The sequence below is a fragment of the Chryseobacterium gambrini genome, from assembly GCF_900156825.1.
In the GTDB taxonomy this organism is placed as follows: domain Bacteria; phylum Bacteroidota; class Bacteroidia; order Flavobacteriales; family Weeksellaceae; genus Chryseobacterium; species Chryseobacterium gambrini.
On sequence record NZ_FTOV01000002.1, the window covers coordinates 531,562 to 552,029 of the forward strand.

Below are 20,468 nucleotides of genomic sequence, written 5' to 3' on the forward strand. Positions count from 1 at the left end.
CAAAAAATTGGGCTCCAAAAGTTGGAGAAACCCATTAATAATTATTTATTAAACATTTTTATGTCGAATATTGTCGCAATCGTTGGACGTCCCAACGTAGGAAAATCAACGCTTTTTAATCGTTTACTGGAAAGAAGAGAGGCTATCGTAGACTCTACCGCCGGTGTTACCAGAGACCGTCATTACGGAAAATCCGACTGGAACGGGGTAGACTTCACTGTAATTGATACAGGAGGGTACGATGTAAATAATGACGATGTTTTCCAGGGAGAAATTTCAAAGCAGGTTCAGTTGGCGATTGATGAGGCAACTTCTATCATTTTTATGTTGAATGTAGAAGAAGGACTTACAGATACGGATTACGAAATCCATGAAATGTTGAGAAGATCCAATAAGCCGGTATATGTGGTTATCAATAAAGTAGATTCTTCCAAAGAAGAATTGGCAGCTACAGAATTTTATCAGTTGGGAATTGAAAAATATTACACTTTGTCCTCTGCAACAGGTTCAGGAACAGGAGATTTACTGGACGATGTGGTAAAGGATTTCCCGACTACCGAATACAAAGATCCTTTCGAAGGATTACCGAAAATTACCATCGCAGGTCGTCCGAACGTAGGAAAATCTACTATGACAAATGCTTTGCTTGATGCCGACAGAAATATCGTAACAGATGTGGCAGGAACAACAAGAGACAGTATCCAGACCCTTTATAACAAATTCGGACACGAGTTTGTATTGGTAGATACAGCCGGAATGAGAAGAAAATCTAAAGTAAGCGAAGACTTGGAATTCTATTCTGTAATGCGTTCTATCCGTTCCATCGAATACTCTGATGTTGTGATTATTATGGTGGATGCTACTCAGGGATGGGAATCTCAGGATATGAACATCTTTGGTCTGGCTCAGAAAAACAGAAAAGGAATTGTGATTCTTGTTAATAAATGGGATTTGATTGAAGGTAAGGAGACCAACACCATGCGTGATTTCGAAAAACAGATTAAAGACAAGATCGGGCAGTTTCAGGATATTCCTATTTTATTCGTTTCTGCATTAACGAAGCAGAGAATCCTGAAAGCGGTAGACATGGCAATGCAGGTGTATGAAGACCGTAAGAAAAAGATCAAAACTTCAAAACTTAATGAAGTGATGCTTCCTATTTTTGAACAGACACCGCCTCCTGCAAACAAAGGAAAATACATTAAAATCAAATACTGTGTACAGCTTCCGACGCCGTCACCACAATTTGTATTCTTCTGTAACTTACCGCAATACGTAAAAGAACCATATAAAAGATTTACTGAAAACCAATTGAGAAAAGAATTCGGGTTTACCGGAGTTCCTATCGAAGTGTATTTCAGACAAAAATAAATTGTAATCCCTTTCAGATTTTTCTGAGAGGGATTTTATTCTTCATTAAATATATATTTTTAGATAAAAGCTTTTCAAAATAATGAATACAATCGTTTTATCAGAACAATTTTCTTTAGTTAATTCATGGATCAATGAGCTTCGAAATGTTGAAATCCAGAACGACCGTATGAGATTCCGCAGAAATATGGAAAGAATCGGCGAAATTGCTGCTTTCGAGATCAGCAAAACACTGGAGCAGAGAGAAATTGAAATTCAGACTCCTCTGGATACGATTAAAGTGAAAGAAATTGCTGTTCAGCCCGTCATTACAACCATTTTGAGAGCCGGAGTTCCTTTGTTTGAAGGAATTTTGAATTATCTTGATAAAGCAGACTGCGGATTTGTTGCAGCTTACAGAAAACACGATGCCAACGATTATTTTTCTATTAAACAGGACTATTTAACGTGTCCCAATATCGAAGGAAGACCCTTAATTGTTGCCGATCCGATGTTGGCAACCGGAGCTTCTCTTATCGAAGCCATCAAAGATTTATTAACAAACGGAAAGCCTACAGAACTTCATATTGTTGCAGCAATTGCTTCAAGACAGGGAGTAGAAACCATAGAAAAAGCGTATCCCGATGCCAAAATCTGGGTAGGAGCCATTGATGAAAACCTTACCTCAAAAGGCTACATTACTCCTGGATTGGGTGATGCGGGAGACTTAAGCTATGGCGAAAAACTACAGCGATAAAATTTCTCTGAGCAATTTTTTTCGAAATCATTTTTACATCTGAATTTCTTTTATTTTTACGGAAACCGAAAAAGCCGAAGGAAAAAATATTTTTTCTCGTCTAATACAAAAAGTGACCGTAATGAAAACCGGAATATGAATTTCGAGTTTATTTTCTATCAGCATCAGAAGATGGTGTATAATCTTGCCTTGCAGTATACCCAGAATACCGAAGATGCAGAAGAAATAACTCAGGATGTTTTTGTAAAAATATCACAAAAGATTGATGGCTTTAAAAATGAGTCATCCTTAAAGACATGGATTTACCGCATCGCAATCAATACGTCTTTAGATTTTCTTAAACATAAAAATTCCAGGAAAAGATTCTTTTTCGGTCTTTTCAGAGATTCGGATGCTGAAAACAGACAGAATGAACCGGTAGATTTCAATCATCCCGGTGTGGTTCTCGAGCAGAAAGAAGAAGTCATAAAAATTTTCAGCTTCATCAATATGCTTCCGAATGATCAGAAAACAGTCGTTATTTTACTGAAAATTGAAGGGAATTCCCAACAGGAAACCGCTGAAATCATGAATATCAGTCAGAAAGCAGTGGAATCTCTTTTTCAGCGTGCCAAAAAAAATCTTATCCAAAAACTAAATCAACAGAAGGAATATGAAAAATAAATCGTCTAAGTATGTAATGGAAGATCAGTTGCAGATATTAGAAAAAATTCAGAGTGTGGAGACTCCTTCAGAATTGTACGGAAAGATTCTCAGTAAAATTGAGAATCAGAAGAAAGATGTTGTTTCCCCAAAATGGATTTTCGCCGCGGCAGCCGTGATTGTTATTCTGATCAGTTTGAACGTAAAAGTTATTCAAAATACAAAAGATTCTTCCAGATCGGATTTTGATATCTTATTTATGATGAAATCACAAAATACTTTTTCGTATGACTAAAAACAGATTTTACATTTTTATTATCGTTGGTCTGCTGATTTCCAATCTCTTATTGGTAATCTTCATGCTCACGCGAAAACCTCCGCATCATTCGGGGCCGAGAAATCTCATTATTGAACGGCTGCATTTGGATGAAAAACAGATACAGCAATATGACGTGCTGATTCAGCAGCACAGAATGCAGATCAGAGAAAAAGAACACGAAATGATGGATGCGAAAACGCAGTATTATTCATTATTAAAAAATAAAGATCAGATAAACGGAGATTCTTTGGTGCAGCATATCGGAACAATAAGCATGGAAACCGAGAAAATTAATTTTAAACATTTTCAGGACATCAGAAAAATCTGCCGTCCCGACCAGTTGCAGGATTTTGATCATCTTATTGATGAATTTGAATCTCTTTTTGCTCCGGGACCGAAACCTCCACACGAGCGATGAAAAAAAATTATTTCGTTTTTATTTTCCTGGCTTCGGTGAATTTTCTCTTTTCGCAGAACATCTTTACCGGAATACAGTTCAGTCCGGTTTGGGGTTCTGAAAAACTGAAAATAGAGAAAAAATATGCATTAAAAGATGATGTAATTTCCCTATCTAAATTAAAATTTTACGTTTCGGATGTCTGTCTTAAAAAATCAGAAAAAATCGTTTACAAAACACCGGAAAAATCTTATTTAATTGATTCTGAAAACAGATTGAAAATAGATTTTGATAAAAATACTCCAGATGATTTCGACGAAATTCAATTCAATATCGGAATTGACAGTCTTACCAATGTTTCCGGAGCAATGGGTGGAGATCTTGACCCGGTGAACGGAATGTACTGGTCGTGGCAAAGCGGATATATTAACTTTAAGATAGAAGGAAATTCTGAAAAATCAGGTGCTGTTCATAAAGATTTTCAGTTTCATGTTGGAAGATATTTAAAACCTTTTGAAACATTACAAACAGTTATTTTGCCCTTGAAAAGAAACCAAAATGTAATTTTTGTAGATATTTTACGGTTTTTATCAGAAATTGATTTAAGTAAAACTCATTCCGTAATGTCAACGGGAGAAAAAGCAGTCGTTCTTGCCCGTCAGTTTCAGAAAATATTTTCTACAGATTCTAAATGATGTTCCGATAAAAATATTATTATGAATAATGATAAAGGTAAATTTCATCTTATGAGAGGAATGCAGAAATACATTCTTGCTTTTTTATTTCTGATTCCGTTATTGGCTTTTACCTTCAAAGATCTCTACACACTTTACATCCCCGAATATTTTCCAAAACCTGTTTACGATTTTAAAAAAGAACCGTTAACCAAAGAAAAAGTAGAGTTGGGAAGAGTCTTGTTCTACGATCCTGTTTTATCAAAAGACGGAACGGTTTCCTGCGCTTCCTGCCATACTTCGTACAACGCCTTTGCACATACGGATCACGCCTTAAGTCATGGAATCGGAGATTCTATCGGAAAAAGAAATGCTCCGGCGCTGTTTAATCTGGCGTGGCAGAAAGATTTTATGTGGGATGGTGCGGTTAATCATATTGAAGTTCAGGCTTTAGCTCCGATAAGCGATAAAAAGGAAATGGCAGAATCTATTGAAAATGTTGTTAAAAAACTTCAGGCTAAAAAATTGTACAGAACCCTTTTTTACAAAGCTTTTTCAGACAGCACCGTTACAGGACAGCATCTTTTGAAGGCTATTGCCCAATTTCAGCTTACCTTAATTTCCGCAGATTCCAAATACGATCAGGTAAAAAAAGGAAAAGAGAGCTTCACGGAGCAGGAACAGAAAGGCTATGAGATTTTTAAACAAAACTGCCATTCCTGTCATCAGGAACCTCTTTTTTCATCCTACCAATTTGCAGCTAACGGATTGCCGATGGATTCATATCTGAAAGATGTTGGAAGAATGGGAGTTACCCGACAAAAGAAAGACAGTTTGATGTTTAAAATCCCTTCTTTAAGAAATCTAAGCTATTCTTATCCTTATATGCACGATGGAAGATTCACCAGATTAAGTCAGGTAATTAACCATTACACCAACGGAATACAGCAGAATTCAAAAGTTTCAAAAGAATTCAGAAAAAAAATCATCCTTACAGATCATGAAAAAGTTGATCTCATCGCATTTCTGCTTACTCTTAACGATAGAGAATTTGTGAAAAACCAGAATTTTCAGTTTCCGAAAGAAATTTTACTGCCCTCCGAAGGAAAATAAATGTATTGTCGTCTAAGAAAGTAATGAGACTTTAATATTTTAAAGTGAAAACCTCAAAATATCGGCATGAGAAAAAAAATTACCTACTTGTTTTTATCTTTATTGGGAACTTTGGCTAATGCTCAAGGTCCCGCAGTAACTTCATGGCTGCAAAACACAACGGCAACAGGAACTTACTACCCGAACGGAAACTCTATTCCACAGGGGAACAGCATTCTCGTAAATTGTCAGGCGGTACAATATTCTGCAAGCAATGTTTATATTTCTACCAAAGGAATTCCGGCTTATCCTACAGGTCCTTTTCAGGATGGAAATCCCAATCAGGCAGGAAATCAGAATGCCATTTTTAAATTTCCATTAACTCCGGTTCAAAATACAGGAACACCAACAGCGACTTCACTCGGAAATATTGCTGTTTTTATCAATGGGGTCGCAGGTTTTGATCCTAAAGACGGCGTTTCCTGGAAATCTTCCACCAATGCTTGGGCAGGAGGTCCCACAGGTGGAACAGGCGACGGAGTCTGGCAGCGCGATGCAATTGTTTATGAAAAATTAGGGTTCGACTGCTCCAAAGGACATCCTGCAGGAACAAATTATCACCATCATCAGAATCCATCTGCTTTTAAATATGATCTGAATTTAATTTCCACGGTATGTAATCCTTATGATGCGAACGGATTATACACCATTAATACTTCACAGCATTCTCCGCTTATCGGTTTCGCCTACGACGGATTTCCGATCTACGGAGCTTACGCTTACAAAAATGCCGACGGAATAGGAGGGATTACCCGAATGAAATCCGGTTATCAGCTAAGAAATATCACAACAAGAAATACGATTAACGGCGTTTCTGTTACAGCGGGACCTCCGGTAAACTCTACATATCCTTTGGGATCGTGCATTCAGGATTACGAATGGGTAGCTCACACAGGACAGGGCGATTATCTGGATGAACATAACGGAAGATTCTGTAAAACTCCAGAATATCCCAACGGAACGTATTGCTATTTTGCAACGGTAGATGCCAATCACAATTCGGCTTATCCTTATTTGATAGGACCAACCTACTACGGTGTTTATGCAAACAGAAAAGTGACCTCGGTAACGGAAACCACTACAACCTACACTTCAAATCTTGCGGTATCTGAAGCTGAATTTAAAAATATCAGTACGGTTTTATATCCCAATCCGGTAAGCGATTTATTGCTGATTCAGGTGGACCATTTACTAAAATATGATCTTAATATTGATCTGTATGATATGTCCGGAAAGCTGCTTATGAAAACCCAGATGATCAAAGGAAGCACAATTGCTTATTTCGATACCCAGACTTTATACAGCGGAAACTATATGGTTAAAATTTCCAACGGTAAAAATACAATCTCAAAGAAAGTAGTTGTAAAACATTAAAAAATCTTCACAAAAAAATACCTCACAGATATTTAATCCAAAATATCTTGGTAAAACTTTTAAACTAAACATTCTAAAAACCTCTTATGAAAAAACTTACATCATGGCTTGTTCCTGCATTCTTCATAGCAGTAGCCTTATATTCCTGTTCGGGCAGCGATACCTATGAAGCAACTCCGGTTACACAGGAAGAATATCCCGGAATTCTGGCTGCTTTTGGTTCCAATATCAATCTCAGTAGTCTTGAAAATTACGCAAATCAGCCCAAACCGGCTTATATTACAAGAGATAATACCGCAGGAAATCCGATTACGGATAAGGGCGCTACATTGGGAAGAATGCTGTTTTACGACAAAAATCTTTCCAAAAACAACACCATTTCATGTTCAAGCTGTCACAAGCAGGAGCTTGCTTTTGGAGACAATGCAGTTGCGAGTACAGGAGTGAACGGAACAACTGGCAGACATTCCATGAGACTGGTCAATGCAAGATTCGGCAATGAAATGAAATTTTTCTGGGACGAAAGAGCGGCTAATCTGGAAGCACAGACTACGTTCCCGATTCAGGATCATAACGAAATGGGCTTCAGCGGAACAAACGGTGACGGAACACTTCAGGATTTGATTGCAAAACTTCAGAACATTAAATACTATCAGGAAATGTTCAAATTTGTTTACGGAGATGCTACCGTTAATCAAACAAGAATTCAGAATGCGTTGGCGCAGTTTATCCGAAGTATTCAGTCTTTTGATTCTAAATATGATGTTGGAAGAGCCGCAAGCGCAAATGATCAGCAGCCGTTTGCAAACTTTACGGCACAGGAAAATCAGGGAAAAAATCTATTTCTTGCTCCTCCTGTTTTTGATGCGACAGGAAACCGTACCGGTGGCGGATTGGGTTGTGCAGCCTGTCACGCCGCTCCGGAATTTGATATTGATCCGAATTCCAGAAACAATGGAATTATTGGCAAAATCAGCGGAACCGGAATCGATGTTTTTAATACCAAAGCTCCAAGTTTAAGAAACATTACCAACAGCAGCGGAATAGAAAACGGACAGTTTATGCACACCGGAAACCTGACAACGCTTCAGCAGGTGATTGGTCATTACGGAAATATCAATATTGCACCGGGAAATACCAATCTGGATCAGCGTTTGGCACCTAACGGAAACGGGCAAAAGCTAAACCTTACAGCCACGGAAGTAAATGCGGTGATCGCATTTCTGAAAACGCTTTCCGGAACCGACGTATATACCAATAAAAAATGGAGCAATCCTTTTAAATAATTACAATTTCTTAAAGCTGTTCTTTGTGGAGCAGCTTTTTTTATTCATCAATCGCCATAACCAAAACACTCACTTTATTATCTCCCGATTTCAGAATCTCCCATGCAATAGAAGCCAGCGTATTTCCCGTTGTAAAAACATCATCAATTAGCAAAATATGCTTACCTGAAATATTTTTAGTCATTGAAAATGTACTTTCAGTTTTCAGCCGGTTCTGTTTATCCTTCAAAGCCTGAGCTTTGGAATAATGATTTCTTTTCATCACATCATGATCAAACGGAATAGCATAAAATTCTGAAAGCGTTTCGGCGAACCAATGCAGTTGGTTATATCCTCTTTCTTTTAATTTTCTCGGATGAAGCGGAACCGTCACCAAAAGGTCAGGCTTCTGATTTCGAAAATCCAGTCTTTCCGTCGTCCATTCAGCCAAAATTTTCCCTATTTTCTCCCGATTCCGGTACTTCAGTTCATGAATTAATTTTCGGCTCACATTTTCTTTTTCAAACTGCATGAGTGCAAAAGCATTTTCGATAGGAAAAAGAAGATTGCATTTTTCTTTAACAAAATTATGTTCAGAATAATCGTTGTGGGTGAAGTGAATCTGGTCAAAGCAAAGATTACAGACCGGAAAATCGGCATCAATAATCCGGTTGCACCGAATACAGCGATTCGGAAAAAAAATATCGAGCATCATTTGCGGATGAATAACTAAAATGATTATTAATTTTTTTGTTGCAGGAATAGACAGATCTCTTATTCGACGGACTGAATATCCTCGAATAATTAAATTGTTTTTTATATCCCTAACTGGTGTAAAAATAATCATTTCACCCGAAAATGAGATGAATAATTAAAAAAAATGGAAAAATTTACAAAATATCTTTCCTGATCTTTTCAATTGCGTTTTTCATACCGGAATTAAAATACTCCTTTTCCAGACGGATTGGCGGCGACTGTCTTACTTCACAGTCGGCAATGCTGCACGATTCGCAGGTAACTCCTACATTGATGGTTTTCAAAGTCGGAGATTTAATAAAATTGATTTTTTTGATGGTCTGAGAATTCAATAAAATTCCCAAACAATAACTTCTGTTGCTTCCGTCGGAAAAAGGATTTTTCTGTGAGGTGGAAATCACAAGATAGCTGATTCCCTGATCTTTGTAATGAGAAATCTGGGCTTCCGTTAATGTTTCATTTTCTTTTAAATGATGAAGGTTTTTCACGGCAATCCATCTTCTGCAGTAATGCTCGTTGGTTGCATTCGCATGAGGAGCCTGTTGATGATTGAGATGTAACTCTTTTAAAATCTGTATTTTATCTGAATTTTTCTTTTTGACTAAACATAAATAAAACAAATCTTTTATTCCCAGTTCAGAAGAAAGAAGATTCGTCAGGCGATAGTAAAATGTTTCGGGAGAATTGGTGAAATTATCGATCAAACTTTCAAAATTCTGGGGATTCCATTCGTTTTGAAGGAAAAAATCTGAAGTTTTTTCAATTGTTTTCTGTTTTGATATTAACAAAGCTCCCGCAAAATACGAAGCATAAAAATTATTTAAAATTTCTTCAAAACTTCCGAAATCCAGCCACGAATACGTATTCGGTCGGTTTTTCAGCTCCAGAACATTAAATCCGATCTCTTTCGCGAGAATAAAGGTTTTCTGATCTTTTTCTAATTTCCGGTTTAAAAGCAACAGCTTTTTTTCAGGGACAAACAATGAGCGTAAATTATCCAAAGTCCCGTACTTCTCAAAATCTTCCGACTGAATATGGTAATTAAATTTTTCATTCAGAATAGTCTCCAGAACATCAGACTGTAAATTTTTGTCGATCTGCAATCCGTTTTCCTGAGCAAAAAGCTGAACTTTTTCCTCAATTTCAGGAAAATAATTATCATAAAGCTCCTGAAAAGAACGTAAAACGGCGAAGTAAAATCTTTCCTTTCCTAAATTATAATTTTGTGAAATTTCGATCAGGGCATTGATAAAAGCGGTGACTTTCTTTGGCGCATCACTAATGATACTGATCAGGTTATTTTTATTGATCCCGAAAAGATCCAAAGGAATCTCTTTAAAAAAATCTGACTGAAGAATTTCATTAAAAGGAGTGAGGCTCTTATCCAGTTTTGTGGAAACCAGATCGTCAAAAGTACAGTTCAGCGCTTCTGAAAGCTGAATGATCTTATCATGCTTCGGATATTTTTTTCCGTTTTCAATTTCGTTAAGGTAGGATTTCGATAAACCGGTCTTTACCGCAAGATCCTGTAAAGACCAGTTTTTCTTCTGTCTCTGCTGTTTCAGTTTCAGCCCGAAAACCGTTTTAATAAAGTCACTGTCCGAATTCATAATTCAAATATAATATTTAGAAGCGATTATTCGCATAATAATTTTTAAAATAATTTAGCGAACGTTCGCTATTTGTGAAAATTTTTATTTATGTTTGCAATGTTCAATTACAAAATTAAAACAATATGGAAACCAAGATTCAGTTGAAAATCAAGGAACAACAAAATTTTGAAGAAGTTTTTACCAATGATTTAATCGATTTTTTGGTTGAGCTTCATCAGAATTTTAATCCGAAAAGAATAAAACTTTTAGAAGAAAGAGAAATCAGACAAAATGAATTTGATAAAGGAATTCTTCCGGAATTTTTAGAAGAAACCAAGGAAATAAGAAACGGAAACTGGATCTGCGCTCCGCTTCCGAAAGATTTACTGGATCGGAGAGTGGAAATTACAGGACCGGTAGACCGGAAAATGATCATCAATGCATTAAATTCCGGAGCTTCCACTTTTATGGCAGATTTTGAGGACAGCAATTCTCCGACCTGGAAGAACTGTATGGAAGGTCAGTTAAATCTTTCTGATGCGGTGAACCGGAGAATAGATTTTACGACTGAACAGGGAAAATCTTATCAGCTAAATAAAAAAACGGCTGTTTTATTGGTTCGTCCGCGAGGTTTACATTTAAATGAAAAACATATTGAAATTAATGGGGAACAGGCTTCAGCGTCATTAATCGATTTCGGAATTTATTTTTTCAGAAATGCTAAACAATTACTTGAAAATGTGAGCGGACCGTATTTTTATCTCCCGAAATTAGAGCATTATCAGGAAGCAAGATGGTGGAACGATGTGTTTGTGTTTGCACAGAATTACTTAGAAATTCCGCAGGGAACCATTAAAGCAACGGTTTTAATCGAAACAATTACCGCTTCTTTTCAGATTGATGAAATTTTATTTGAATTGAAAGACCACAGTTCCGGGCTCAATTGCGGAAGATGGGATTATATTTTCTCTTTCATTAAAAAATTCAGAAATCTTCCCCGGTTTATCGTTCCCGACAGAGATCAGGTAACCATGACTTCTCCTTTTATGAGTGCGTATTCTAAACGTGTTATTGAAATTTGTCACAAAAGAAATGTTCATGCAATTGGAGGAATGGCGGCACAGATTCCTGTTAAAAATGATTATGAAGCGAACAGCATTGCTTTCGGAAAAGTAAGAAGCGATAAAGAACGGGAAGTAAAAAACGGACACGACGGAACATGGGTGGCTCATCCTGCGTTGGTTTCTGTGGCTAAAGATATTTTTGATAAATATATGCCTTCCAAAAATCAGATCGATAAAAAAGTTCAATACCATATCACCGAAAAAGATTTACTGGAAGTTCCGAAAGGTGAAATCACCGAAAAAGGGGTCCGAAAAAACATCAACGTCGGAATTCTTTACATCGAATCGTGGTTAATGGGAACGGGAGCTGCTGCCATTTATCATTTAATGGAAGATGCGGCAACCGCAGAAATATCCAGAACCCAGATCTGGCAATGGCTGAAAAATGATGCGGTTTTAAATGACGACCGCACTTTAACCAGAGAAATGATTCTTCAGTGGGAATTTGAGGAACTGGAAAGAATTGAAAAGTATGTTGGTGAAGAACGTTTCCGTAAAGGGAAATTCAATCTTGCCAAAGAACTTTTCAATGAACTGATTTTCAGTGAGAAATTTGATGAATTTTTAACTCTGAAAGCGTATCCTTTTATTTAAGTGAGAGAGTAATGATAGTGGGAGAGTTTTAGTGATTGCAATCATAAATCATCAAATATCAATTATCAGCTATCAATTATCTATCAACCGTCAACAAATAACAATTAACTAAACAAAAAATAGTATGAAAACAAAACAAGACCAAATTCAGGAAATCGAAAAAGACTGGCTGGAAAACCCACGCTGGAACGGTGTTAAACGTCCTTACACAGCGGAAGATGTTTTAAAACTTCGCGGTTCTTACAAACTGGATTACACCATTGCAACGGAAATGTCTAAAAAATTCTGGAATTTACTGAACACTCAGGATTTCGTTGCAGGACTTGGCGCGTTAACCGGAAATCAGGCGGTTCAGGAAGTGGACGCAGGTTTGCAGGCAATTTATCTTTCCGGATGGCAGGTTGCAGCAGATGCCAATTTATCGGGTGAAATGTATCCGGATCAGTCATTATACCCCGCCAATTCAGTTCCTTCTGTGGTAAAGAAAATTAACAATGCTTTATTGAGAGCAGATCAGATCCAGTCTGTGAACGGAGGCGGAGAAAAAGAATATCTGGTTCCGATTATTGCCGATGCAGAAGCAGGTTTTGGCGGAAATTTAAATGCCTATGAACTGATGAAACAGATGATTGAAGCCGGAGCTGCAGCAGTGCATTTTGAAGACCAGCTTTCTTCTGCTAAAAAGTGCGGTCATTTGGGAGGTAAAGTTTTGGTTCCTACACAGGAAGCCATCAATAAATTAATTTCTGCTCGTTTGGCGGCGGATGTTTTGGGAGTTCCAAGTTTAATTATTGCAAGAACAGATGCAGATGCAGCAGATTTGCTGACTTCTGATATTGATGACAGAGATAAAAAATTTGTAACAGGCGAAAGAACTTCCGAAGGTTTTTATGTCGTAAAAAACGGAGTGGAGCAGGGAATCGACAGGGGTTTATCTTACGCTCCTTACGCAGACCTGATCTGGATGGAAACCTCTAATCCGGATCTGGAACAGGCAAGAAGATTTGCAGAAGGTATTCATGCGAAATTTCCTGATAAAATGTTGGCGTACAACTGTTCTCCATCCTTCAACTGGGCAGCAAGGCTTTCTGTGGAAGAAATGCAGAATTTCCGTGAAGAACTGGCAAAATTAGGGTACAAATTCCAGTTTATTACTTTAGCAGGTTTCCACGCATTAAATACGGCGATGTTCGAGCTGGCTTTAGCTTATAAAGAAAAAGGAATGGCAGGATATTCTGAATTGCAGGAGCGGGAATTTGCGTTGCAGCAAAAAGGTTTCAGAGCAGTAAAACATCAGTCGTTTGTAGGAACAGGCTATTTTGATGAGGTACAGAATATTGTTACCAACGGCTCTTCTGCAACGGTTGCCATGAAAGATTCTACCGAGACCGCACAATTTCACTAAAAAGTTTCGTTTTAATTAAATTTAATTGTTAGAACCTTCTCGATTTTGGGAAGGTTTTGTTTTTTATGTGCTAATTTTGAATTTATATTTGAAGGAGATGAGTTTGATTTTTGAAAAACAGATACAGGTTACAGAGCAGCATATTGATGGAAATAATCATGTAAATAATGTTCAGTATGTGCATTGGGTGGAAGAAATTGCAGCAGCGCACTGGGATTTTGTAAAACATAAAACCGAATATCCGAAAGATATCTGGATGCTTCTGGATCATCATATTCAATACAAAAAGCAGGTCTATCTTAACGACATCATTACCGTAAAAACCTATCCGAAAGCTCCTGAAGGAATTCGTCAGCCCAGAAAAGTGGAGTTTTACTGTAACGATCAGTTGGTGGTGGATTCTACCACATTGTGGGTTTTGGTAGATGCCGAAACGCAGAAAATCAAAAGACTGGAAAGTGACTGGCTGGAAAAGCTAAAATGATTCCTTTACAATTTTTTGCAGGATTTCAAACTTTGTTTCTTCGATGGTTCCAGTGATTTCCTGAATATTTCCGTTTTTGTCAACCAAAAAAGTCATTGGATTTCTCAGCAGTGTAAAGTAGGATTTTAGCTCCTGTCCGGAATCTGTAATGTGCTGAAAATTGAAAGGTTTTTTGGTTAAAAATTGATCAACTTTTTCTTTACTGTCATACGTAATGGCTATAAAATTGACTTTTTCTCCTGAAAGTTCTTTCAGTTTATTAAGATAGGGAAGCTCTTCAAGACAGGGTTCGCAGTGAGTTGACCAAAAATTGATAAAAGAGATTTTCCCCTTTAAATCATTGGAATTGAAATTTTTTCCTTCAGAATTTTTATAGTTTTCAATCGGGAAATGGGTTCCTATTTTATTTTCCAGATCGGGGTAAGTCCAAAACTGTCTCTTTTGAGCATTAAAGATTACGCTGAAAAAGATTAATAATAAGGTTATTGTTTTCATGATGAAGTAACGGTTCATCTTCAATATTATTTCATGAAGATTATTTTCTTGTACTCAAAGAACATGAACGGAACAAACCAAATTCCTTATCTTTGCAGGATGATACGTATTACAAAAATTTTTACATTCGAAACCGCTCACGTTTTATACAATTACGACGGGAAATGTAAAAATATGCACGGACATTCCTACAAGCTGTTTGTAACAGTGAAAGGAAAGCCTGTTAATGATTTGGAAAACCCTAAGAATGGGATGGTGGTGGATTTTGGTGATATTAAAAGTATCGTAAAGTCTGAAATTGTAGATGTCTGGGATCATGCGGTTCTCATCAACGGACTTTCGCCGCACAGAGAACTTGGGGAAGATCTTGAGGAAAAAGGTCATAAAGTGATCTACTGTACATTTCAGCCGACCTGCGAGAATATGCTGTATGCCATCGCAGCGAAAATAAAATCGAAACTTCTGGAAGGAATTTCTTTGGCATATCTTAAACTTCATGAAACCGAAAACTCTTACGGAGAATGGTTTGCGGAAGATAATCAGTAATTTTTTTATTCAGAAAAACTCAGAACGGTGTTAAAAACAACCATTAATTTAGAACCCGGTAAAAAAGTATATTTCGCTTCAGACCAGCATTTTGGCGCACCGAATCCAAAGGAAAGTAAACTGCGCGAAGAGCGGTTTATCCGTTGGATGGACGAAATAAAGCATGATGCACAGGTTCTTTTTTTAATGGGGGATCTTTTTGATTTCTGGCACGAGTGGAAGCACGTAATTCCGAAGGGATATGTTCGGGTTTTGGGAAAAATTGCCGAACTGAAAGACCGTGGAATCCACATTTACTTCTTTGTGGGAAACCATGACCTTTGGATGAAAGATTATCTTGAAGAAGAAATCGGATGCACGGTTTTCTATAAAAAGCAGTATTTTGAGATGGGCGGAAAGCAGTTTTTGCTTGCTCATGGCGACGGTTTGGGACCGGGAGATAAAGGATATAAAAGAATGAAAAAAGTCTTTACCAATCCTGTCGCGCAATGGTTCTTCAAATGGCTGCATCCCGATATTGCGATGAAGATTGCATTGTATATGTCTCAGAAAAATAAAATGATTTCGGGAGATGAGGATAAAGAATTTCTGGGAGAGGATAAAGAATTTCTGATCATTTATTCAAAAGAAAAGCTTAAAACTCAGCCAATCGATTATTTTATTTACGGACACCGTCACCTTCCGATGATTCTGGATCTTGAAGGAAAAGCAAAATACATCAATCTGGGAGACTGGATCTCTTATTTTACCTATGGTGTTTTTGAGCATGATTTTGAACTGAAAACCTTTGGAGACAGTACAAAAAAAATTACCCCAAAAGCTGAGGTAATTTCAGAATGAACCGAAATTCATTCATGTTTTAATCCATATTCCACATTACTCATTGCAATAACCTGACCAATTTTTTAATTTTAAGATTAAAAATGATTAAAAAGCAATCTTTTTTATGATAAGTAATTATAAATGAGGTTGAAAGAATAAAAATATTTTTAGAAGTGAAAAATATATTCGGCATACAGACAGAGCAGGATTTTTTGGCTGCATCACTGGAAACCTTCCGTTATCAGTATGAAAATATTGAAGTTTACAGACGTTTTGTAGATTATCTCAATATCAACCTTGATCATGTGGATGAACTGATAAAAATTCCTTTTCTGCCCATTGAAATGTTTAAAAACCATCAGGTTTTGGATAAAAATGCAGCTACTGATCTTTTTTTTCAAAGTTCCGGAACCACACAGATGAATTTATCGAAACATTTCATTTCCAATCCTCAACTGTACGAAGAAAGCATCTATAAAAGCTTTGAACAGTTTATCGGAAAACCGGAAGATTTCATTTTTCTCGGACTTTTGCCAAGTTATCTGGAAAGACAAAACTCTTCGCTGATTTACATGGTAGATTACCTGATGAAAAAATCCGGAAAACCTGAAAACGGATATTTCTTGTACAATAATGAAGATTTATTTACACTTTTAAATGAATTGCAAAGTAAAAAAGTTATTCTGTTCGGTGTTTCCTTTGCATTGCTGGATTTTTTAGACTTCTGTGACAGCAGTTCAAAAACTCTTCAGTTCTCCGATTCATTAACCGTAATCGAAACCGGAGGAATGAAAGGCAGAAAAGAAGAAGTGACCAAAGATGAGCTGTTGAAGATTTTGAAGGAAGGTTTTAAAACTGATAAAATTTATTCAGAGTATTCGATGACGGAGCTTCTTTCACAGGCATATTCTTTAGGAAATAACGAATATCAATGTCCGAACTGGATGCGCATCATGATCAGAAATGCAGAAGATCCCTTTAATTATGAAAAAGAGGGAAGAACAGGAGCGATTAATATTATAGACTTAGCAAATGTACATTCCTGTGCATTCATCGCAACACAAGATTTAGGAAAGATTGTCGGCGATAAATTTCAGGTTTTAGGCAGAATCGACCATTCAGATATTCGTGGATGCAGTTTGCTTGTAAGTTGATTGATTTTGTAGTTGAAGTATTTTAGAATCGTAGAATTTTCAGGCTCAAAATTAAAATTCTGCTATCATTTGCTTAGTAAAAACGCCTTTGCGAGCGAAAATATACAGAACAAATAATAAATAAAACCTTTACGAATTCCGCGTTAAAAACAAAGAGTTTTATCAAAACAGGATTTTTGTTTAAATTTAAAATTCTGCTATCATTTGCTTAGTAAAAACGCCTTTGCGAGCGAAAATATACAGAACAAATAATAAATAAAACCTTTACGACTTCCGCGTTAAAAACAAAGAGTTTTATCAAAACAGGATTTTTGTTTAAATTTAAAATTCTGCTATCATTAGCTTAGTAAAAACGCCTTTGCGAACGAACTATGCAGAGCAAATAATAAATAAAATCTTTGCGACTTCCGCGTTAAAAACAAAGAGTTTTATCAAAACAGGATTTTTGTTTAAATTTAAAATTCTGCTATCATTAGCTTAGTGAAAACGCCTTTGCGAACGAACTATGCAGAGCAAATAATAAATAAAATCTTTGCGACTTCCGCGTTAAAAAAACAAAAAAACAAAAAGTGTTAAAAATAGAAGAATTGGTTCACGCATTTATTCATTCTCAATGCAATTTTGAGAAGGAAATTGTTTTGACCAATCATTTTCAGGCAGACTGGGAAGCCGATATTCTGATTGTTGATTCCGAAGGATTCAGCCACGAAATTGAAATCAAGCTTTCGAAAAGCGATTTTAAAAATGATTTTAAAAAATCTTACACCAACTCTAATACCGGCGAAAAATTTTTGAAACATGATAAGATTTCCTGCGGAGATTATATTTGCAATGCGTTCAGCTTTCTGCTTCCGATGGGAATGGTAGATCATGAAATGATTCCCGAACATTGCGGAATTATCGAATTTTACCACAACGTAGACTCTTGGGAAACGGAATTTTATATCGTAAGAAAACCCAGAAAAGTACACGAAGATTCTTACTGGAAACTGAATGATAAAGATCTTTTCATCCGGAAAATGGCTTTAAATCTATTATATAAGAAAATGGAGATCAAAGGAAAGCATGAAGAACTTATCTTCAAAAATCCTTTTGATCTCAAAAAGTTGAAATAATTTACTTTAAATATTAAACATAAAAAAATCCTGTCGGCTGACAGGATTTTGTGGTTAACTATCTAATTCTTCCATGCCGTTTCGCTGCAGCAGGAATCTGTAAATCAATCCTCCCGCAATTCCTCCCAAAATCGGAGCAACCCAGAACAGCCAAAGCTGAGACATTGCGTTTCCGCCTACAAAAACTGCCTGAGAAAGTGATCTCGCAGGATTCACGGAAGTATTCGTAATCGGGATAGAAATCAAATGGATTAACGTTAATCCCAAACCAATCGCAATACCTGCAAATTTTCCGTTGGCAAATTTATCTGTCGCACCAAGAATGATGATCAGGAAGAAAGCCGTCAATAAAAATTCCGTTAAAAATGCAGCGCTCATCGAGTAGCTTTTTCCGAAATAGACCGCTTCACCGTAGAAATTGGTGGCAAAAGCTCCCGGTCCTGAAAAATCCGGAGTTCCGGAACCGCTCAGAATTGTATACAATGCTCCTGCGGCTGCAATCGCTCCAACACACTGTGCGGCTACGTAAGGAACAAGATCTTTAGCAGAAAATCTCCCTCCTGCAAGAAGTCCTACAGAAACAGCCGGATTGAAATGTCCTCCGGAAATATGTCCTACAGCATACGCCATCGTAAGAACGGTAAGCCCGAAAGCTAAAGAAACCCCAAGAAGAAGAATCCCTAATTGTCCATTAGATGCCGATGCAATCTGCGAGGCGAAAATTGCACTTCCGCAACCTCCGAAAACAAGCCAGAATGTGCCGAAAAATTCAGCAAAAAGTTTTTTTATCATATTGTTTATTTTTAAAAAGTATTTCAAATTTATCATTAATATATTGAATTAAAAAGTATAATTTTAAACTTATTGTAAATTAAATTTTAATTTTATTGTTGATTTAATAATTTAAAATAAAAATAATAGTTAATTATTTTCACATATATGTTTATTAGAGTTTATATTTATTTCATAAATGATTATTTTAGTTTATAATTTTTAAAATTTCTTTCATGAAAAAGTTTTTGTGTGTGATCTTTGCTTCTCTTCTTCATGGCATATTTTCTTCACAGGCGGCTCAAAAAACATTACCATGCTATGATCTTACAGAAGTTTTAAGAGTAGAACCCACTTTTATTTATAAGCCGCATCTGGATGCCTCAAAAAGTTTTGGGGTAAAGCTTTTGAAGGACTCAAAGACTGTTCAGAATTACATCAACAAAGGAAAATTTCACAAAATAAAAAAAACGGGAACCGGATATCGTGTTGAAAAGCTTGATTACAGCAGAGCCTATATGGTTTCCAAAGGAAAGTCGATGCTGGAGAAAATAGGGGCGCGTTTCAGTAAAGAAACGAAAGGAAATGTTTTTACGGTTTCTTCCATTACCAGAACACTGGAAGACCAGTGCAGACTGAGAAGGGTGAATTCTAACGCGGCACTGGGAATAAGCTCTCATAATTACGGAAATTCTTTTGATATTTCCTATGTCCGCTTTAACGGTGTTCTGAAGCATAATCCTAAGATGGAAGCTGCTTTGGAGAAGGTTCTGAAGTATTATTTTGATCTGGGAAGGATCTATTACATCAAAGAAAAACAACAGAGCTGTTATCATATTACGGTAAAGAATTATTAACTAATTTTCAATTATGCGTGAGATACTTGCATAGATAATTTAGTTTCTATAATTTTATGCCTTAGAAAAACCGTGAAAATATGAATACATTCAACAGAGAACAATGCGAGATAGCATTTGCAGAGTGGGATAACTGCCGTGGAAATTACAATGCCATTAAAGATCTGATTCCTACCAATTATGTTTTTGATTTTGATGCTGAACAGATCAACTGGATGAAGACCGAAAATAAATGTACTGAGTTTTGTGCTCAGATCGGTATTTACGAGAATAAAATGGTTGCTGTTCTTTGCCCGATGGATGAAGGAGGACATAAAAAAGAAGTACAGGACTATCCTTACAGCTTTTTAGCTGAACTGAAGGAAGACCTTAATCTGGTAGAAACGGAAGAATATACGCTTGTAAAAAATGCGGTTCTTTCCAAAGATCTTAAAACAGTGGATAACAGTTCGGATATGTTCTGGCCCATTGCAAACAAGCCGATGATGGAGCAGGATAAAGCAATCGAGGCAATCGAGTCGTGGAGAAACGATGCGATGATGTGGTTCTACAGAGAATGTACAGAATTTCAGGGAGCAAGAATTTTCAGACAGTTTTATGTACCTGCAGAAAATCTTAATCCGCCGAAAGCAGGGCTTTCCCATATGGTTTGCTCATTCGGACTGAAGTTTTCTCAGGTGTATCAGAGAGTTTTGCCTACACTTATTTTCATTTCTTTTTATACAGATCTGGAAGGCAGTGAAAACGGTGTAAGCGTTGAAAAAATCTCCAATACATACGATTGGTCAAATGCCTGTCCGCCTGTCTGCCAGCTTACGTAATT

General features: G+C 36.7%; 22 protein-coding genes and 1 pseudogene. 18 read left to right on the top strand and 5 right to left on the bottom strand.

Annotated elements, in window-relative coordinates; genetic code table 11:
• Positions 1-60: 60 nt before the first annotated feature.
• The 9 genes from der (at position 61) to BW951_RS06030 (ending at position 7,951) form a co-directional block, all read left to right on the top strand.
• Positions 61-1,371 (top strand): ribosome biogenesis GTPase Der, encoded by a 1,311-nt coding sequence (gene der, locus BW951_RS05990; protein ID WP_076391013.1) that lies wholly within the window; start codon positions 61-63, stop codon positions 1,369-1,371.
• A gap of 82 nt (positions 1,372-1,453) precedes the next feature.
• Positions 1,454-2,107, top strand: a complete 654-nt coding sequence (gene upp, locus BW951_RS05995) for a uracil phosphoribosyltransferase (protein ID WP_076390949.1) — start codon at positions 1,454-1,456, stop codon at positions 2,105-2,107.
• 135 nt (positions 2,108-2,242) lie between these two features.
• Positions 2,243-2,770, top strand: a complete 528-nt coding sequence (locus BW951_RS06000) for an RNA polymerase sigma factor (protein ID WP_076390950.1) — start codon at positions 2,243-2,245, stop codon at positions 2,768-2,770.
• Positions 2,760-3,044 carry a hypothetical protein gene (locus tag BW951_RS06005; protein ID WP_076390951.1) on the top strand — a complete coding sequence of 95 codons (285 nt, stop codon included), beginning with the start codon at positions 2,760-2,762 and terminating at the stop codon, positions 3,042-3,044. Before BW951_RS06000 ends, BW951_RS06005 begins: the two co-directional genes overlap by 11 nt.
• Positions 3,037-3,486: a Spy/CpxP family protein refolding chaperone gene (locus BW951_RS06010; protein WP_076390952.1), complete on the top strand. Its 450-nt coding sequence runs from the start codon at positions 3,037-3,039 to the stop codon at positions 3,484-3,486. Before BW951_RS06005 ends, BW951_RS06010 begins: the two co-directional genes overlap by 8 nt.
• Complete coding sequence (locus tag BW951_RS06015) at positions 3,483-4,160, top strand: MbnP family protein (RefSeq protein ID WP_076390953.1); 678 nt, start codon at positions 3,483-3,485, stop codon at positions 4,158-4,160. Before BW951_RS06010 ends, BW951_RS06015 begins: the two co-directional genes overlap by 4 nt.
• A 21-nt stretch (positions 4,161-4,181) precedes the next feature.
• The gene (locus BW951_RS06020; protein ID WP_228427506.1) at positions 4,182-5,252 is read left to right on the top strand and encodes a cytochrome-c peroxidase; all 1,071 of its coding nucleotides are present in this window, start codon (positions 4,182-4,184) and stop codon (positions 5,250-5,252) included.
• A 66-nt stretch (positions 5,253-5,318) separates the two neighbouring features.
• The gene (locus BW951_RS06025; RefSeq protein WP_076390954.1) at positions 5,319-6,665 is read left to right on the top strand and encodes a T9SS type A sorting domain-containing protein; all 1,347 of its coding nucleotides are present in this window, start codon (positions 5,319-5,321) and stop codon (positions 6,663-6,665) included.
• 86 nt (positions 6,666-6,751) lie between these two features.
• The gene (locus BW951_RS06030; protein WP_076390955.1) at positions 6,752-7,951 is read left to right on the top strand and encodes a cytochrome-c peroxidase; all 1,200 of its coding nucleotides are present in this window, start codon (positions 6,752-6,754) and stop codon (positions 7,949-7,951) included.
• 40 nt (positions 7,952-7,991) lie between these two features.
• On the opposite strand, the gene BW951_RS06035 is transcribed toward BW951_RS06030, so the two are convergent.
• The 3 genes and pseudogenes from BW951_RS06035 to BW951_RS06040 form a co-directional block, all read right to left on the bottom strand.
• Positions 7,992-8,462 (bottom strand): ComF family protein, encoded by a 471-nt coding sequence (locus BW951_RS06035; RefSeq protein WP_338076376.1) that lies wholly within the window; start codon positions 8,460-8,462, stop codon positions 7,992-7,994.
• 126 nt (positions 8,463-8,588) lie between these two features.
• Positions 8,589-8,777 (bottom strand): annotated as a pseudogene (locus BW951_RS23320) (hypothetical protein); the annotation flags it as partial.
• A gap of 43 nt (positions 8,778-8,820) precedes the next feature.
• Positions 8,821-10,296: a helix-turn-helix domain-containing protein gene (locus tag BW951_RS06040; RefSeq protein WP_076390956.1), complete on the bottom strand. Its 1,476-nt coding sequence runs from the start codon at positions 10,294-10,296 to the stop codon at positions 8,821-8,823.
• 125 nt (positions 10,297-10,421) lie between these two features.
• On the opposite strand from BW951_RS06040, the gene aceB reads away from it, so the two are divergent.
• From aceB to BW951_RS06055, 3 genes are all read left to right on the top strand, one after another.
• The gene (aceB, locus tag BW951_RS06045) at positions 10,422-11,996 is read left to right on the top strand and encodes a malate synthase A (RefSeq protein ID WP_076390957.1); all 1,575 of its coding nucleotides are present in this window, start codon (positions 10,422-10,424) and stop codon (positions 11,994-11,996) included.
• Between the two features lie 124 nt (positions 11,997-12,120).
• A complete protein-coding gene (aceA, locus tag BW951_RS06050) occupies positions 12,121-13,401 on the top strand; it encodes an isocitrate lyase (RefSeq protein WP_076390958.1) in 1,281 nt (426 codons plus the stop codon).
• A 97-nt stretch (positions 13,402-13,498) separates the two neighbouring features.
• Complete coding sequence (locus tag BW951_RS06055) at positions 13,499-13,885, top strand: acyl-CoA thioesterase (protein ID WP_076390959.1); 387 nt, start codon at positions 13,499-13,501, stop codon at positions 13,883-13,885.
• Here BW951_RS06055 and BW951_RS06060 read toward each other — a convergent pair.
• Entirely contained in the window at positions 13,877-14,380 is a 504-nt protein-coding gene (locus BW951_RS06060) for a TlpA family protein disulfide reductase (RefSeq protein ID WP_175608793.1), read from the bottom strand. The genes BW951_RS06055 and BW951_RS06060 overlap by 9 nt on opposite strands.
• A 99-nt stretch (positions 14,381-14,479) precedes the next feature.
• On the opposite strand from BW951_RS06060, the gene BW951_RS06065 reads away from it, so the two are divergent.
• The 4 genes from BW951_RS06065 (at position 14,480) to BW951_RS06080 (ending at position 18,017) form a co-directional block, all read left to right on the top strand.
• On the top strand, positions 14,480-14,926 hold the full coding sequence (locus BW951_RS06065; RefSeq protein ID WP_076391016.1) for a 6-pyruvoyl trahydropterin synthase family protein: 447 nt from the start codon (positions 14,480-14,482) through the stop codon (positions 14,924-14,926).
• A gap of 27 nt (positions 14,927-14,953) precedes the next feature.
• Complete coding sequence (locus tag BW951_RS06070) at positions 14,954-15,766, top strand: UDP-2,3-diacylglucosamine diphosphatase (RefSeq protein ID WP_076390961.1); 813 nt, start codon at positions 14,954-14,956, stop codon at positions 15,764-15,766.
• A gap of 155 nt (positions 15,767-15,921) precedes the next feature.
• The gene (locus tag BW951_RS06075) at positions 15,922-16,902 is read left to right on the top strand and encodes a LuxE/PaaK family acyltransferase (protein ID WP_076390962.1); all 981 of its coding nucleotides are present in this window, start codon (positions 15,922-15,924) and stop codon (positions 16,900-16,902) included.
• A gap of 569 nt (positions 16,903-17,471) precedes the next feature.
• Positions 17,472-18,017 (top strand): hypothetical protein, encoded by a 546-nt coding sequence (locus BW951_RS06080; RefSeq protein ID WP_076390963.1) that lies wholly within the window; start codon positions 17,472-17,474, stop codon positions 18,015-18,017.
• Positions 18,018-18,071: 54 nt separating this feature from the next.
• On the opposite strand, the gene aqpZ is transcribed toward BW951_RS06080, so the two are convergent.
• On the bottom strand, positions 18,072-18,806 hold the full coding sequence (aqpZ, locus tag BW951_RS06085) for an aquaporin Z (protein ID WP_076391017.1): 735 nt from the start codon (positions 18,804-18,806) through the stop codon (positions 18,072-18,074).
• 218 nt (positions 18,807-19,024) lie between these two features.
• On the opposite strand from aqpZ, the gene BW951_RS06090 reads away from it, so the two are divergent.
• Both BW951_RS06090 and BW951_RS06095 read left to right on the top strand, forming a co-directional pair.
• Positions 19,025-19,645, top strand: a complete 621-nt coding sequence (locus tag BW951_RS06090; RefSeq protein WP_076390964.1) for a DUF5715 family protein — start codon at positions 19,025-19,027, stop codon at positions 19,643-19,645.
• Positions 19,646-19,725: 80 nt separating this feature from the next.
• On the top strand, positions 19,726-20,466 hold the full coding sequence (locus BW951_RS06095) for a hypothetical protein (protein ID WP_076390965.1): 741 nt from the start codon (positions 19,726-19,728) through the stop codon (positions 20,464-20,466).
• The last annotated feature ends 2 nt before the right edge of the window (positions 20,467-20,468 follow it).

Bases quoted from the DNA above. Each gene is read 5' to 3' on its own strand.
- BW951_RS06095 (WP_076390965.1), top strand. From the start codon at position 19,726: ATGAATACATTCAACAGAGAACAATGCGAGATAGCATTTGCAGAGTGG.
- BW951_RS06015 (WP_076390953.1), top strand. From the start codon at position 3,483: ATGAAAAAAAATTATTTCGTTTTTATTTTCCTGGCTTCGGTGAATTTT.
- BW951_RS06090 (WP_076390964.1), top strand. From the start codon at position 19,025: ATGAAAAAGTTTTTGTGTGTGATCTTTGCTTCTCTTCTTCATGGCATA.
- BW951_RS06060 (WP_175608793.1), bottom strand. From the start codon at position 14,380: ATGAAAACAATAACCTTATTATTAATCTTTTTCAGCGTAATCTTTAAT.
- aceB (WP_076390957.1), top strand. From the start codon at position 10,422: ATGGAAACCAAGATTCAGTTGAAAATCAAGGAACAACAAAATTTTGAA.
- der (WP_076391013.1), top strand. From the start codon at position 61: ATGTCGAATATTGTCGCAATCGTTGGACGTCCCAACGTAGGAAAATCA.
- BW951_RS06035 (WP_338076376.1), bottom strand. From the start codon at position 8,462: ATGCAGTTTGAAAAAGAAAATGTGAGCCGAAAATTAATTCATGAACTG.
- BW951_RS06040 (WP_076390956.1), bottom strand. From the start codon at position 10,296: ATGAATTCGGACAGTGACTTTATTAAAACGGTTTTCGGGCTGAAACTG.
- BW951_RS06055 (WP_076390959.1), top strand. From the start codon at position 13,499: ATGAGTTTGATTTTTGAAAAACAGATACAGGTTACAGAGCAGCATATT.
- BW951_RS06020 (WP_228427506.1), top strand. From the start codon at position 4,182: ATGAATAATGATAAAGGTAAATTTCATCTTATGAGAGGAATGCAGAAA.
- BW951_RS06065 (WP_076391016.1), top strand. From the start codon at position 14,480: ATGATACGTATTACAAAAATTTTTACATTCGAAACCGCTCACGTTTTA.
- BW951_RS06000 (WP_076390950.1), top strand. From the start codon at position 2,243: ATGAATTTCGAGTTTATTTTCTATCAGCATCAGAAGATGGTGTATAAT.
- upp (WP_076390949.1), top strand. From the start codon at position 1,454: ATGAATACAATCGTTTTATCAGAACAATTTTCTTTAGTTAATTCATGG.
- BW951_RS06010 (WP_076390952.1), top strand. From the start codon at position 3,037: ATGACTAAAAACAGATTTTACATTTTTATTATCGTTGGTCTGCTGATT.
- BW951_RS06025 (WP_076390954.1), top strand. From the start codon at position 5,319: ATGAGAAAAAAAATTACCTACTTGTTTTTATCTTTATTGGGAACTTTG.
- BW951_RS06005 (WP_076390951.1), top strand. From the start codon at position 2,760: ATGAAAAATAAATCGTCTAAGTATGTAATGGAAGATCAGTTGCAGATA.
- aceA (WP_076390958.1), top strand. From the start codon at position 12,121: ATGAAAACAAAACAAGACCAAATTCAGGAAATCGAAAAAGACTGGCTG.
- BW951_RS06030 (WP_076390955.1), top strand. From the start codon at position 6,752: ATGAAAAAACTTACATCATGGCTTGTTCCTGCATTCTTCATAGCAGTA.